This is a genomic window from Pedobacter cryoconitis (assembly GCF_014200595.1).
GTDB lineage: Bacteria > Bacteroidota > Bacteroidia > Sphingobacteriales > Sphingobacteriaceae > Pedobacter > Pedobacter cryoconitis_C.
In genome coordinates this window covers 1,520,551-1,534,683 of record NZ_JACHCG010000001.1, presented here as the reverse complement: position 1 = coordinate 1,534,683, position 14,133 = coordinate 1,520,551, and the positions used below count along the sequence as shown (strand labels likewise).

General features: G+C 38.5%; 13 protein-coding genes. 4 read left to right on the top strand and 9 right to left on the bottom strand.

Translation table 11 applies throughout. The features are described 5' to 3' along the window. Nucleotides 1-38: 38 nt before the first annotated feature. Both HDE70_RS06230 and HDE70_RS06225 read right to left on the bottom strand, forming a co-directional pair. On the bottom strand, nt 39-557 hold the full coding sequence (locus HDE70_RS06230) for an ExbD/TolR family protein (protein ID WP_183888778.1): 519 nt from the start codon (nt 555-557) through the stop codon (nt 39-41). Nucleotides 558-729: 172 nt separating this feature from the next. Continuing rightward, nucleotides 730-1,035, bottom strand: a complete 306-nt coding sequence (locus HDE70_RS06225) for a hypothetical protein (RefSeq protein WP_183869097.1) — start codon at nt 1,033-1,035, stop codon at nt 730-732. A gap of 266 nt (nt 1,036-1,301) precedes the next feature. Here HDE70_RS06225 and HDE70_RS06220 point away from each other — a divergent pair, with 266 nt between their 5' ends. Continuing rightward, nucleotides 1,302-2,174 (top strand): N-acetylmuramoyl-L-alanine amidase, encoded by an 873-nt coding sequence (locus HDE70_RS06220; protein WP_260159985.1) that lies wholly within the window; start codon nt 1,302-1,304, stop codon nt 2,172-2,174. 52 nt (nt 2,175-2,226) lie between these two features. On the opposite strand, the gene HDE70_RS06215 is transcribed toward HDE70_RS06220, so the two are convergent. Beyond that, a complete protein-coding gene (locus HDE70_RS06215; protein ID WP_183888776.1) occupies nt 2,227-4,026 on the bottom strand; it encodes an MASE3 domain-containing protein in 1,800 nt (599 codons plus the stop codon). 328 nt (nt 4,027-4,354) lie between these two features. Here HDE70_RS06215 and HDE70_RS06210 point away from each other — a divergent pair, with 328 nt between their 5' ends. The 3 genes from HDE70_RS06210 to HDE70_RS06200 all read left to right on the top strand — a co-directional run bounded on the left by HDE70_RS06210 (nt 4,355) and on the right by HDE70_RS06200 (nt 7,597). Continuing rightward, nucleotides 4,355-5,239: a M57 family metalloprotease gene (locus HDE70_RS06210; RefSeq protein ID WP_183888774.1), complete on the top strand. Its 885-nt coding sequence runs from the start codon at nt 4,355-4,357 to the stop codon at nt 5,237-5,239. A 228-nt stretch (nt 5,240-5,467) separates the two neighbouring features. Beyond that, nucleotides 5,468-6,361 carry a M57 family metalloprotease gene (locus HDE70_RS06205; protein ID WP_183888772.1) on the top strand — a complete coding sequence of 298 codons (894 nt, stop codon included), beginning with the start codon at nt 5,468-5,470 and terminating at the stop codon, nt 6,359-6,361. Between the two features lie 96 nt (nt 6,362-6,457). After that, nucleotides 6,458-7,597: a peptide-N-glycosidase F-related protein gene (locus HDE70_RS06200; RefSeq protein ID WP_183888770.1), complete on the top strand. Its 1,140-nt coding sequence runs from the start codon at nt 6,458-6,460 to the stop codon at nt 7,595-7,597. An 81-nt stretch (nt 7,598-7,678) separates the two neighbouring features. On the opposite strand, the gene HDE70_RS06195 is transcribed toward HDE70_RS06200, so the two are convergent. From HDE70_RS06195 to HDE70_RS06170, 6 genes are all read right to left on the bottom strand, one after another. Then, nucleotides 7,679-8,560, bottom strand: a complete 882-nt coding sequence (locus HDE70_RS06195; RefSeq protein WP_183869102.1) for an AraC family transcriptional regulator — start codon at nt 8,558-8,560, stop codon at nt 7,679-7,681. A gap of 281 nt (nt 8,561-8,841) precedes the next feature. Further along, the gene (locus HDE70_RS06190; RefSeq protein WP_221302011.1) at nt 8,842-9,417 is read right to left on the bottom strand and encodes a DUF1572 domain-containing protein; all 576 of its coding nucleotides are present in this window, start codon (nt 9,415-9,417) and stop codon (nt 8,842-8,844) included. A 127-nt stretch (nt 9,418-9,544) separates the two neighbouring features. Next, on the bottom strand, nt 9,545-10,231 hold the full coding sequence (locus HDE70_RS06185; RefSeq protein ID WP_183869103.1) for a hypothetical protein: 687 nt from the start codon (nt 10,229-10,231) through the stop codon (nt 9,545-9,547). 71 nt (nt 10,232-10,302) lie between these two features. Continuing rightward, complete coding sequence (locus tag HDE70_RS27425; protein ID WP_183888768.1) at nt 10,303-11,175, bottom strand: AraC family transcriptional regulator; 873 nt, start codon at nt 11,173-11,175, stop codon at nt 10,303-10,305. Between the two features lie 119 nt (nt 11,176-11,294). Continuing rightward, a complete protein-coding gene (locus HDE70_RS06175; RefSeq protein ID WP_183888766.1) occupies nt 11,295-12,737 on the bottom strand; it encodes a M16 family metallopeptidase in 1,443 nt (480 codons plus the stop codon). A gap of 31 nt (nt 12,738-12,768) precedes the next feature. Then, nucleotides 12,769-14,082, bottom strand: a complete 1,314-nt coding sequence (locus HDE70_RS06170) for a M16 family metallopeptidase (protein WP_183888764.1) — start codon at nt 14,080-14,082, stop codon at nt 12,769-12,771. Between the last annotated feature and the right edge of the window lie 51 nt (nt 14,083-14,133).

The window sequence follows — 14,133 nt, the reverse complement described above, 5'->3', positions numbered from 1 at the left end:
AAAAAATAAGTTTGTCTGCTATGTTTTGACGAGTTCAATTATAAGATATTATTAAGTTTCATAAACGTCTTCTCGCCGTCAGTAATGTGATTATCATCAATTGCCGGAGCATTCGTAATTTTTACCAGGGACAATTCATCCATGATATCTACAAAGTTTTTATAGGTGGCACCCGATGTAGGTTTAATAATGATAGTGAGTGTCTTGTCAGGACGATTAGAATTCGCAAGCGCTACATTTATTTTGTTGTCTAAAATGGAGCGCCTGATTTCATTGAAACCTTCAATATTTGGCTTGCTCTTCCCATCCTCTCCCATATACCAGGCAACTTTATTATCCTTCCCCAGTAAAATAGTCATCGTTCTTGAAGCTGCATAATCCATGGTCGCATCCGGATCACTAATATCAGGTTTAGCGATATCCATAGCCACTGGCTTAGAAAGTGAAGTGGTCAGCATAAAAAAAGTAATCAGTAAAAAGGCCAGATCTACCATTGCTGTCAGATCAACTTTAGGAATGCTTTTTCTGTTTCGGGAAATATTGTTTAATTCAGCCATAATCATTTGGTTTTTAATCGCCACGGGCAGCGAGGTTCGGTTTATTAAACAGATGATGCTGATTACGGATCATTTCCATAGCTTCATCTCCTAAAAAAACACTTACATTTATAAAAACCTGTTAATCAACCGGTAGTTTTACAATATCAATTATAAAACTACCAGTTTTTGATTATGGTTTCACCGGATGCGGGTTTTTGTCACCCGTCATTCCAGGAGTACTTGTAGTACCTGGAGGCGGCGTACCTTGTCCGTTAGTTCCTGTTGCACCAGATCCCGATCCTTCAGTACCCGGGCCAGATCCGCTCACACCAACACCTGCTGTATCAGATTTTGCAGTATCATGTTTTGTGGTATCCATAACAGTGGTATCTGTCATTTTTGTACCAGAAGTATCACTGTTACTTTTTTTTCCTGAATTACATGCCGTGAAAACCATTCCGGTTAAAGCTACGGCTACTAAAGACTTTAAGTTCATCTTACTTTATTAAGGTTAAATAACTCTTGCTGAACAATTCATATCATCCAGTTTCTACTTTAAATCAAAAAAACAGGTTTAAAGTTTTATCTTTTTTATTATTTATGATGAAGCTGGCTATTTGCAGAAGAGCAAAGAAGGGTTTTCAATTAATTTTCAGGGCAATGAATTCGAACTAAGTTTAGAATTTCAACGTTATCTTTGTAAATTTGTGAATTACCCCGCAAGGGAACTTTACAAAACACTAAATAAACCTGCAAAAAATAATGTCCGAAAACATTAAAAACAAAACAGCCTTTAGAACCGCTTTTACTGTTCTTTTTCTGCTTAGTTCTTCTTATATATACGCACAAACGCCTCAGCAAGTACAATCAGCACCACAAATACAAACAGCACCTGCGGTACAACAAGTCAAACCAGCTCCTGTTCTTAAGCCAATGATCATCGTTATCGATGCAGGTCATGGTGGAAAAGACGGATCAACAAGAGGCTTGTTTTCCAAAGAAAAAGATGTTGCCCTGGATGTTGCCATGCTGCTGGGACAAACAATTGAGAAAGAAATTGAGAATACAAAAGTCATATATACACGTACCGAGGATGTTTTTATCCCGTTATATGAGCGGATCGATATCGCAAACAAAGCTCACGCCGACTTATTCATCTCTATTCACTGTAATTCAATGCCCGGAAATATGAGAGGCAGAACAGAAACCACCGGAGTGGAGACGTTCGTTTCCGGTTCGGGCAGATTAGGCGAACAGGATGTAGCAGTCAGAGAGAATGCGGTAATCTTATTAGAGAAAGATTACAAGGAAAACTATGACGGATATAACCCGAATGATCCGGAAAGTTTTATCATCCTTTCGCTGATGAAAAATGCATACCGCCGCCAGAGTATTAAACTGGCAACTTTAATTCAACAGCAATATGTTAAAGTAGGGCGCGTTAACCGTGGGGTAAAAGAACAAAGCCTGGCTGTATTGGCAAGAGCAGGTATGCCAGCAGTATTAACCGAAATAGGATTTATCAGTAATCCGGAAGAAGAAGAATATATCAATTCTTTAAGCGGAAGACAAGAGATCGTTCAAAATATCAAAAATGCGATTCAGGAATATACAAAACAATTGATTGCTAATTAAAATCTGTTAAATGATAAAAGCTCCTGAGGAGCTTTTATCATTTAACAGTCGTTTAAACAGAAATATCTTTGTTAAAAGACACACCTTGCGCTGGTATCGTAAAATAAATAGTTGTTCCCTGCCCCGGTTCACTTTCCAGCCAGATACTTCCACCGCTTATTTCTACAAATTCCCTGCATAACCTTAATCCCAAACCTGTTCCTGTTTCATTTTGGGTTCCGGGCGTAGAAAAACTGCTGTCAGCTTTGAACAGCAACTCCATATTCTTCTTTTCAATACCAACACCAGAATCCATTACAGAAAACAAGACCTCATCCTGACGGTCATAAGCGCTGAGGACCACACTCCCATTGGTATAACTGAACTTGATCGCGTTGGCAATGATATTTCTCAATATAGTGCTCATCATTTGTTTATCTGCAACAATCCTGGCTGAAGGTAATTCTTCAATTTTAATCTCTATCCCTTTCGCAACGGCAGTGGAAGAAGAAATATGTTTAATTTCATTTAACAATTCAACAACATCCAGCTCCTGTAAATCAGGCTTCAGTACCCCGGTCTGCATCTTTGACCAATGCAGCAGATTTTCTAATAAAATATACGCCTGTTTAGCAGAATCATTCATTCTCATGGCTAAACTTTCAATTTTCTCAGGACTCAGCCTGTTTACATTTTTATAAATCAGCTCGCTAAAAGAGATCAGTGAAGTAAATGGATTTCTCAGGTCATGGGCAATAATTGAAAAGAACTTATCCTTGGTATTATTTAATTCCATTAACCTGTGTTCAGTAATCCTTAAATCCGTAATATCATAGCAAATCACTAAATAAGTCCCTTCATGATCTTCCAGGCCATATTCAGGAATCACTTGTATAGAAAAAGAGTTGGCATACTTGCCTTCGTTCAGGTCAAAATTAGTTTCCTGAGTAACTTTCGTTTGCTTTACTGCGATTAACATTTTGATAAGCAGGTGCTCAAAAGAAGAGGGAAATCCAAGATGGCTTAATTTCATACCGGTATAGCAACCATGCTTCAGGGAAAGAAATTGTTCCAGTGCATAATTCGCATATAAACACCGGAAACTCCGGTCGAAACGAAAGATCAGTTCCGGAAGATTTTCTGTCAGCGTCCTGTACTTCTCTTCATTATCCTTCAGATCTTTAAAGATGAGTTCAGTTGGCTTGGTAAATCCGGTTTCTACATTAGCCTTATAGATTAAAAAGAAAGAAATCAGCTTTGCATAATGCCCTATTTCAGCAGGAAGACTAAAAATTGAAACATATAAGGTGAAACAGAATTCGCTGAGAATAGCGAAAAACAGAGATAACATCAAAAACCGGAACACAGAGGCACTGAAACTATTCCGGGAACTATACAAAAGGCATCCGGCAAAAAACAGCATAGCGATAATCACATATTCAGCATTGATTTTAAAATGGGTCTGCCCTACTCCTTCGATATAACAAACAGGAAATATCTTCCAGTATAAAATAGCTAATGTCAGGAGTATTGTTACCACGCAATAACTCAAAATTGTAACATCTCCATTGAGTACTTTCTTTCTTTTCAGAAACCAGAAACCCATAATAAAGGTTAAAGCTTCGAGAAACCTTGTGGCTATCCAAAACTGATTCGTATAATAAATAGTTCCTGGAATAATATGCAGTCCCGGATAAGTAATAATATGCAGAAGATCTAAAGTGCCAATAAAAATATAGGCCATCCCTACGAAATACAGATAATTATTATCAATTATTTTCCTGGTGTTCCAGGTCACAATGAAAACGGCGAAGGCAATCACAATTGCAGAAAGTTCAACAACAGTATGAAATAACAGGAAATTTTGCTTCATACTTATCTGAAATATCAATATCAGTAATCCCACTGTAAAAATGGTTCTGTAATTAGCTTTGATAAAACTATGCAGAGAAGCTTTCAACTGTCAATTGATTAAATATTTTACTAGCCTAAATTTAAGTTATTGTTCTTATAAACAAGAACATAATGCTTACACTTTATTACATCTATCATAAACAATACATATGCGTAATTAATTGACAGATCATTATAACGTTTTCATACAAAAGACTACACCTTTTATACGTAATCCTGCCATTTCAGCTTTTCATCCCCGAGATTAATTATACTTGTTTAGTCGACCAAACTAACTAATGAAAAACATGAAAACTAACAACCTATTCAATCCAAAAACAATTTCTATAGCCCTATTGATGACAGTAGCTGTTGTGATAAGCTGTAAAAAGAATACTAATAATGCCTCAATTCCAGAACAGAATACCACGTCAGAACTTACAAAAGAAGAAAAAACAGCGATCGCACAAGCTGGATTTTCGACACATAATGTCCTTAAAACTGAGGGTGGATATTTAGTGGAGGGCGATATTTTCCTGACACCTCAACAGCTTCAGGTTCAACAGGAATTCGTTGCCGGACTTTCTGATAAAAGCCCAAAAACAGAGCAGTACCGTTCCACTAATATTGTGACTGGCTTATCCAGAGAATTAAAAATCAAAGTTGATGCCGGTACTTCCCAAACTGTTTTTAATACAGCTACAACCGAAGCCGTGAAACGCTACAATAACCTTGGTCTTAAGCTTACTTTCAAACTTTTAAGCTCAACGTCTACTGATCAGGCAGATATTGTAATCAACGGGGCCGATTTGGGGAAAACAGCAGATGGCGGAACAATCCTGGGACGTTCAGCTGGTTTCCCTTCAGGTGGAAATCCTGCTACACCTATCAAACTCAGCTCAGTAGTTTATAATAAAGACTATACAAAAACTAACGTGCTGGCTTCGGTAATTGCCCATGAAATTGGACATGCAATTGGTCTCAGACACACTGACTATGCAGATAGAAACTATAGTTGTGGGTATGACTCAAATCCAAACGAAGGACAAAGCACAGTAGGTGCAGTTTATATCCCTGGTACACCAAAAGGCGGTGAACCAGGATCCTATATGCTGGCTTGTTCTGATGGAACAGACCGTAAATTTACTGCGAATGATATCGTTGCTTTAAAAGCACTTTATCCTGTAAAATAATCACCTTCTAATTGCGATACACACCACATACTAAATAATTAAACACCTACCGGTTGACTAAACACAAAGGAGCCATCTTTTCCCCATGAAAAGATGGCTTCTGGTTTTGGTACACTTTCATTACAAAAGAATACACCTTTTATACGCAATTCACCATTTATAATTTTTCATCATCAGGATTAATTATTATTGTTTTAGTCTACCAAACTAACTTAACCTATTATACCTATGAAAAACTACATTTTATTAAACACTAAAAAAATCTCCATTGCTCTTTTAATGACCGTCGCTGTCATAGCCAGCTGTAAAAAGAACAATACCGATGTTCCACCAGCAGAACAAACCTCAGCATTAACTAAAGCAGAGCAAAATGCGATTGCCAGCGCAGGGTTTTCTCCTACCAACGCTTTTAAAACCGAAGGCGGTTATATAGTTGAAGGTGACATTTTTCTTACGCTCAATGACTTGCAAAAACAGAAATCTTATATTGCAAGTTTATCTGCAAAAGGCCCTAAAACCGAGCAATATAAAACGAATTACAAAGTCACTCTGGACACTATCAAGCTGAAAGTTAATGCTGGTGAAGCGCAGACTGTGTTTACTAATGCCACTAAAGAAGCGGTAAAACGGTACAATGATCTTGGTCTTAAAGTTGTCTTTACCCTACTGGATTCGAACTCCCTGATTAAAGAGGATATCCTGATTAGCGGGCAGAAATTTGATGATCCGAGAATATTGGGACAATCAGCAGGATTCCCATCAGCAGACGGAAAACCTGCTACACCAATTAAACTGAGCAATACCGTTTATGATAAAAACTATAAAGACAACAACCTGCTTGCTACCGTTGTAGCCCATGAAATTGGCCACGCGATTGGATTCAGACACACCGATTACGCAGACAGACGTTACAGTTGCGGTTACCAGTCAATTGCAGATTATTTCCGTGCTGCGAATGAAAATGACAGCCAGGATGGTAAAGATGCAGGAGCGATTTATATTCCGGGTACTCCGGTAGGTGGCGAACCAGGCTCATGGATGCTGGCTTGTTCTGATGGAACTAACCGCCCATTTACACCAAGTGATATTGTAGCGATTAAATACCTGTATCCTGCAAAATAAACTATGCTAACGTAATAAACATTTTTTGGTTGACTCACCTGGAAGCTGCCTTTAACGAGGCAGTTTCCTTAATTTCCTATTAAAAACATACCCCCGATGAAAAAACTAGTATACGCACTTTTAAGTGTATCTGCTCTGCTTGGCGCTTGTAAGCAGACCGAAATTACTCCTGCCGGTGGAAAATCTGATAATCAAACCAATGCGATAGCCGCAGCCGGTGGCACCTCCAGAATTTTTGACCAGATCCTGTTTTATGACGGATATGCCGCAACAGTTTCTGAACCTGTACCAGAAGGTATAACCAGGGTCAGCAATGCTAAATATGTCAAAAAACTAAGTTCAGCACAATTACAAGGCCTTGGAAATGTGTTACAAATGAAAGTGACCATTAAAGCCGCTTGTGATAACTACGACCGGATTGCATATGTGGCGCTTGCGATGGTCAAAAAAGACGCAGCCTACAATGATGCCACTGCCAAACATCTGGAAATCGGCCGTTTTATTACCCCGTTTATGAATAAAAACAAGCAGCCCGATCAGGTTCCTTATCTTTTCAATATTGATAATGTGGCTGCCATTTTAAAAGACCCAACACTCAACGCAAAATACGATATTTATCTGGAATTCAGCATCTTTGGCGTTCCATATGCAGCTAACAAAGAAATAGCCGGATGTGCCGGAAGAAATGATACATTTTTTGGTACAGTTGACCTGATCAGCAGTACCAGCGGTACACCAGCTACAAATCCAGCAGTTATTCTGGAGCCGCTGTCTTTCAACCAGAGCATAAATAATTATGACAACACAGATGTGGCCGGGAAAACTGTCAAATCAATTACTGTTAATCTAGCAACAGCAGTTAAATCTGCTAAACTGTATCTGATTACTTCTAACCATGGTGCTAATGCCGGAGGAGAAGAATATAACAGACGTAATCATTTTATCTATTTTGATAATATTCAGAAATTAACTTATAAACCCGGTGGTAAATCATGTGAACCTTATCGTGCAGTCAATACGCAAGGCAATGGAATTTATGGTTCAAAGCCACAAACTGATGCACAATGGGCATCGTTTAGCAATTGGTGCCCCGGGGATGCAATTCCAATCCGGGTAATCAATCTTGGAAATTTAACAGCAGGTGACCACACTTTTAAAATAGAAGTCCCAGATGCCGTTTTCAAAGACAAACAAGGATATATTCCTTTGTCAGTATACCTGCAAGGAGAAAAGTAAGCTTCCTGCTATCAGCAATACTTGTTCCTTTAAGATTTAATTACAAAGGGGTTATCATTTAAAATGATAACCCCTTTGTAATTAAATTTCAGTTCTGTGCTGTAAATGATACTTCTGATATTCCAGCGGACTCTTTCCTGTCACCTCTTTAAATTGTTTATGAAAGCTGACTACGTTTTGAAAACCACATTCATACCTGATCTGCTTTACATTCATCCGGCCTTCAATCAGCAATTTACAAGCTTGTCCAACCCTGACATCTAACAGAAACTGTTTGTATGTCATTCCAATATGCGTTTTAAAATAGCGGCTAAAAGAAGGGACGCTGATATTCGCGAAATCTGCCAATTGTTCTATCTCTATCTTTTTATTAAAATTAGACAGGATAAAATTGTAAATATTACTGATCGGGCTATTGTCTTTTATAGCGGTATGACATAAAAAATCATCATTCAGTAAATTGCCTGGTTTATGATTATTTCCCAGGATGCATAAGATCTCTAACAATAGCAATAACCTTTTAGCACCAACACTCAGAAAAATCTGTTCCATCAATGTGCCGATTTGCCAGTTGATATGGTCCGGCACCTGGATGCCCTTTTTCGATTCCTGAAGGAGTTTACGGATCATCCTGTTTTCAGGAAGATTTAAAAAGTTCTCTCCTAAAAAATCTTCACAAAAATGAATCACGATCACATCTGTTTGCTTTCCGTCCGGAGGAGAAAAGTAAGCTTCTTCAAATTTCCAGTAATGAGGCAGACGGCTTCCGATAAGAACTACGTTTCCTGATTCAAAATGTTGAACACTGTTCCCGATAAATTGGGTTCCTGAACCGCTTTTGAAATAGATCAGCTCTATTTCGCGATGATAATGTAAGTTGTTGTTAATGTCTGGCAGCAGATCTCGTCGGATGCTGAAAGAATTAACATGCTGGGTTGGGATTTTTAATAATTGGGCTCTCATTTATTGTTTTTGCATGGTAGTGCGTTGGTCGCCTTAAAAATAAATTAAGGTCTCCTGATTGGATTTTTTTGAGCGCTAATTATACCTTAAAAATACCCATAAATAATGCCTCTACCAAGGCAATAGCGTAAATTTTTACTAAAAATCTTATCTTATAACCAAAATTAAAATGTTTTATTGAGAATTAATATTCACAATTACAAAAGCAGCATAGCGGATAATTTGACCACTAAACCGACAATAAAAACCGCATACCTATTTAAAAATCAGCCACATAAAGACTAACCTTCCCCTTTACTCAGGAATTCATCTGTAAAATGCGCCTTCGTTTTTGGCTGAGCGAATTTTTCCCCATTATACTTTTGAGAATCTCCACGCGGAATGGACAAAGAACCCCAATCTTTATCCTTCAGCATTTTACCCAAAAACACAATTTGACCAATATGATATGGGTAATGCGCCAGTTGTCTGTTGATTGCTTCGGTAATAGAATGTCCCTGATTTCTGATATAAATAATTTGCTCAAAATTATCCTCATTAACTGTCTTCAAAGCTGTAAACAAACAATCCCAGCCTTTATTCCATAGCAACATCAACTCTGCGCTGTCTTTGACATCGTTATCAAATTCAGCTTCCCGGTTACGCCAGTCTTTTTCACCATCCGTAGTCAGAAAATCTGTCCAGCGGGATAACATATTCCCGGATATATGTTTGACAATAGTCGCTATACTATTGCTTTCCGGGTTATATTGATAAAAAAGCTCCGCATCGCTCAATTGCGCAAAAGTCTTTTCCCCAAGCATTTTATAGTATTCAAACTGTTTGAATACGCTTTCAAGATAGTTATTGATCAGCATAAGCTTAATTGATATATGATTGCACAAAATTACAATATACCAGCCAAATTTAATAAGCAATTAAGCGCGACCATTAAAAACCACAAATCCAGTAAAAGATCCGATTTCATTTCGTTAATCTGTTTCATTATTGCCAGAATCCTTGTAATTTAATACTTCCGTTAAAATCATTACGCTGTTTTAAATGTGAGCGGAGTTGCATTGCCGTTGGAATATGGCCAGCTATATAAATAGTCTCATTACTCAATTCCTGTTCATTCAGCCAGGAAACTAAAGAAATATCATTTTTATTTTCCTTTAATGGCTGTAGATAAGTATCAAAATATTCTGAAAATTCCCGTGCATGTGATTCCATATTAAAACTAATCGCGCCATAGACTTCACCAATACCTAAGGCTAATTGTTTTAAAGCTAGAAAATGACCGATACTACTGCTGTCTCCTAAACACAATAACTTACTATCAGCCACTGGTTTATGAAAAGTTCCCCCTATCCCTACATAAGAGATAATATCACCTTTTTTCAAACTATTAACCCAGTCACTTCCCGGCCCCTTGTGGTCTGAGCTGATACAAAGCGTACATGTCTCTGTTTCAGCATCCCATAGCGCCGGAGTATAGTCACGATAAGTATATTCGGAAACTTTAACTTTCATATGCTGGACTGAAGTCCATTTCTCCATATTCACCCCCGGCAGGTGTACATCAACTTCAAAAAAAGTGGCAGGATTCCACGCTCTCACGTCCAATACACACCCTTGTTTTAAAACGCGGCTCTCAAAAATTGATAAGACTTTCTTTTTGATAATATTCATAAGCTTTATTTTATACAAAAAAACAACAAAATAAAGCCCTATTCAAGAGACTATCCAAGGTTTAACTTGGATTATTCGCGGTAATCTTTCCGGAATTGGACGGCTGGGACACCTGCCACTTTACTGAACAGCCTCGAAAAATAAGCATGGTCATCATAGCCCAGTGAAAACGCAATCTGTTTCACCGTTAAATCACTATAGTATAGCATTCTCTTGGCTTCAAGAACGATTTCATGGTGAATCCAGTAGCTTACAGGAAAACCGGTTACCGCTTTAACCACCTCATTGAGATAAGACAGGGAAAGCGAAAGCGCATCTGCATACTGACTTGGATTTTTAAGGGTTTTAAATTGACTGCTTACCAATTTCCGGAATTCACTGGTAATAATTTCCGGTCTGAGCTGCTGTTTATCCTTTTCGGGGTTACTGGACTTGTAAAGTGCGGCAAAAATCCCTACATAAGCAGAAGCGAGCGAATGAATCACGGTACCCGGCATCAATGCTTGTCCGTCATTATCGAACATATCACACAAAAGTGCTGCACATCTCACCAACTGAGCTACTTTTTCGGTACTCACCAGCAGGGTTTGCTGATGCAGCGCCAGTTCTTCAAAAACCTGCTGATAACTTTTGTCTACCAAAGAGGAATCTATCGCCATAAACCAACCGGCCGTTTCTTCAGATTCAGGTACATAATGGACTTGTCCCGGTAAAATAAAAAAAGCAGCACAACCCTTAATTGCTATAGTTTTAAAATCAATATTCACATGGCTATATCCATATTCCTGAATAATCAAAATATAATGATCATCCCGGTGTGCACCCAGCTTCCGCATGTCATGCCTGTTAAAATTAACAAAATTACGAATTTGTATACCCAGTGAGGTACGTTCCTGCAACTTATGAACAGGTATAGTAGTGCGTTTTTGCTTTAATTTTTTCACAATTAAAATTAGCGTAGTCAAAGATGATCAATTCTAAAGCAGAATACAAAAACCCCCGATTGATAGCTGAAACTAATTGCAGTTATCAATCGGGGGTTCTGATCTATTAAAAAAACAGTTTATTCAGCCGCCTTTTTTGCCGCCTCAGGAACCGCAGTTACCGGAGCAGCATATTTATCATAGGCTTTAACAACAAATCCCATTTTCTTTAAGCCCGGAACAAATTTCTCCTGGTTACCTACAATGATGATCCTTGCATCATCATAACCAAAATACTTTTTACTCACCCGCAGAATATCATCAGCAGTCACTGCATTAATCTTCTGAAGATAAGTACGGTAAAAATCTTTCGGAAGGTTATTGATCAGGATATTGCTGGCAAAACCAGCAGTACGTGCCGGATTTTCCAATCCTAAAGCAAAAGATCCATTGTAAAGATTTTTCGCATTCTGAAGATCATCAGCACTTACTTTCTCAGTACGCATTACCTGTATCTCTTTCAGAAATTCAACCACCGCGCTGTCTACTTTTTCATTTCTTACCGCTGCATTTGCACGGAATTCTGATTGAAAACGACCAGAACCAGTGGAAGCATATGCACCATAAGTAAAACCATGTTTCTCTCTCAGATTTCTGAATAATTTAGCATCAGCACCACCACCAAGAATTTCATTCGCCAGTAAAACTGCATGATAATCAGGGCTGCTGATCGGAAGATCAATCAGGTTCGTTACCGTAATTTCTGATTGCACCGCACTTGGTACATCCACCACATCAACTTCAGTTTTTGAAGGATTATCTACTTTTACTAATACAGGAAGTGTCAAAGAAGCACCTTTCCAATCCCCTAATGCTTTAATCGCAATAGCTTTTGCTGCTTCAGGTTTAATATCCCCAACAAAAGTAAGATAGCCTCTGGAAGGAGTTACATATTTACTATAAGCTGTTTTGACATCATTTAAACTAAGCGCTTTGATACTTTGTTCAGTTTCAAACTCTCCAAGGGGATGGTTCACACCATAAGCAAGCGCATCCACCACACGTCCCGAAATAGCTTTAGCACTGCGTTCACTGGATTTTAAACCCGTGAGTGCCTGAGATCTTAATTTTTCAAAAGAAGCTTCCGGGAAAGCAGGGTGACGCAAAGCATCGGCCATTAAAAGAAATGCGCTATCGAAATAACGGGTCAGCGCACTAGTATGGCCACCAGTTGCAGAAACACTCACATCTGCGCCCAGCTGATCTACAGCTTCATCAAACTGAGCTTTAGTTTTAGTTGTTGTTCCCTCGTTCATTAATCCGCTCAATAAAGAGATTGAACCCGCTTTCGCCCCTTCAGTAACCGGGCCGGCATCTATGCTGAACGTAGCAGAGACTTTGGGTAACTTATGATTTTCAACAACCAGAACCGTAATCCCGTTAGGAAGTTTATAGATAACCGGATCAGCAAAAGTAAGTACAGGTGCCGGCCCTGGTTTTGGTTTCTGACTTCTATCTAATTTTTGCGCTACTACAGACTGTACAAACAGTGTGGCAAAGGCAAGTATGAATATCTTCTTCATTTTGTAATTTTAAACTGGATTGGAAAGCGGACTATTTTTTAGGTAAGTAGTAAAGAACAATACGTTGGTTCTTATTTAAATATTTACGGGCAACTTCCCTGATTTCTTCACGCGTGATCGCTCTCACTTTATCTAATTCCTCATTCACATCATTTGTATCTTTATTGTGAAAAGTATAACCATTGGCAAGATTCTCAGAAAGGCCGATCATCTTACTGTTTTTACTCACATAGCCATTCTCGAACTGGTTTTGTAATTTAGTCAGTTCAGATTCGCTGATCAGATCAGTCTGTAAGCGGACAACTTCAGCATCAATATCTTTCAAAAGATCATTCAGTGGGGTATTGTTATTCGGAAGCGCCAATGTAATATAAGCGCCGTAATCTTCTAAGGTATAATTGAAAGCAGCAACCTGAAGTGCCGTTTTCTTTTCATCCACCATTTTAGTACTTAGTCTTGAACTGCCACCACCGGAAAGCAGGGTACTGATCATGCCTAAAACTTTGCTGTCATGACTTTTCATACCTGGTACACGGTAAGCCGCAAATATCGCAGGGATCTGAATATTTGCATCATAAGCAGTATCAATGATTTCTTTCTCAACAGGTTTAACTTCATAAACTGTTTTCACAACCGGGGCACCTTTTGGAACCTCTTCAAAATATTTCTGTACCAGTGCTTTCGTCTGGGCAACATCAATATCACCGGCAATAGTTAATACGGCATTATTTGGAACGTAATACTTTTTAAAGAAAGCAATAAACTCACTTAATTTCGCAGCATCCAGATGCTCCATCGAGCCAATTGGCTGCCAGCGATAAGGATGCCCCTGGAACAAACGGTCAAATATCTTTTCCGTGAACTTCCCATAAGGAGAATTATCGATACGTAATCTTTTCTCTTCTTTAACAACTTCATTTTGTGTTTTAACCCCGATTTCGTCTATTTTAGGGTGCAGCATGCGCTCGCTTTCCAGCCATAGCCCAAGTTCTAACTGATTAGATGGAAATACCTCATAATAAAAAGTTCTGTCCTGTGAGGTATTCGCGTTGTTTTGCCCGCCATTGCTACTCACAGTTTTCATGAACTCTCCACGTTTCATATTGTCACTACCTTCAAATAACAAATGTTCAAAGAAATGTGCAAAACCAGTTCTTTGCGGATCTTCATCTTTTGAACCTACATGATACATGACAGAGACAGCCACCACTGGTGCTGTTTTATCCTGGTGTAAGATGACGTGTAAGCCATTATCCATATCATACTCGGTAAACTTTACCTTTTGCGCCGAAGCACTCAGGAACAAGCCCGAAATGGCCATTGTGATTAGTAATTTTTGTTTCATATTTGAATTGATCGATAATTTATAAAATGATAAAGTCGTTAACAGTAAAAC

Bases quoted from the DNA above. Each gene is read 5' to 3' on its own strand.
- HDE70_RS06230 (WP_183888778.1), bottom strand. From the start codon at position 557: ATGGCTGAATTAAACAATATTTCCCGAAACAGAAAAAGCATTCCTAAA.
- HDE70_RS06225 (WP_183869097.1), bottom strand. From the start codon at position 1,035: ATGAACTTAAAGTCTTTAGTAGCCGTAGCTTTAACCGGAATGGTTTTC.
- HDE70_RS06220 (WP_260159985.1), top strand. From the start codon at position 1,302: ATGTCCGAAAACATTAAAAACAAAACAGCCTTTAGAACCGCTTTTACT.
- HDE70_RS06215 (WP_183888776.1), bottom strand. From the start codon at position 4,026: ATGAAGCAAAATTTCCTGTTATTTCATACTGTTGTTGAACTTTCTGCA.
- HDE70_RS06210 (WP_183888774.1), top strand. From the start codon at position 4,355: ATGAAAACTAACAACCTATTCAATCCAAAAACAATTTCTATAGCCCTA.
- HDE70_RS06205 (WP_183888772.1), top strand. From the start codon at position 5,468: ATGAAAAACTACATTTTATTAAACACTAAAAAAATCTCCATTGCTCTT.
- HDE70_RS06200 (WP_183888770.1), top strand. From the start codon at position 6,458: ATGAAAAAACTAGTATACGCACTTTTAAGTGTATCTGCTCTGCTTGGC.
- HDE70_RS06195 (WP_183869102.1), bottom strand. From the start codon at position 8,560: ATGAGAGCCCAATTATTAAAAATCCCAACCCAGCATGTTAATTCTTTC.
- HDE70_RS06190 (WP_221302011.1), bottom strand. From the start codon at position 9,417: ATGCTGATCAATAACTATCTTGAAAGCGTATTCAAACAGTTTGAATAC.
- HDE70_RS06185 (WP_183869103.1), bottom strand. From the start codon at position 10,231: ATGAATATTATCAAAAAGAAAGTCTTATCAATTTTTGAGAGCCGCGTT.
- HDE70_RS06175 (WP_183888766.1), bottom strand. From the start codon at position 12,737: ATGAAGAAGATATTCATACTTGCCTTTGCCACACTGTTTGTACAGTCT.
- HDE70_RS06170 (WP_183888764.1), bottom strand. From the start codon at position 14,082: ATGAAACAAAAATTACTAATCACAATGGCCATTTCGGGCTTGTTCCTG.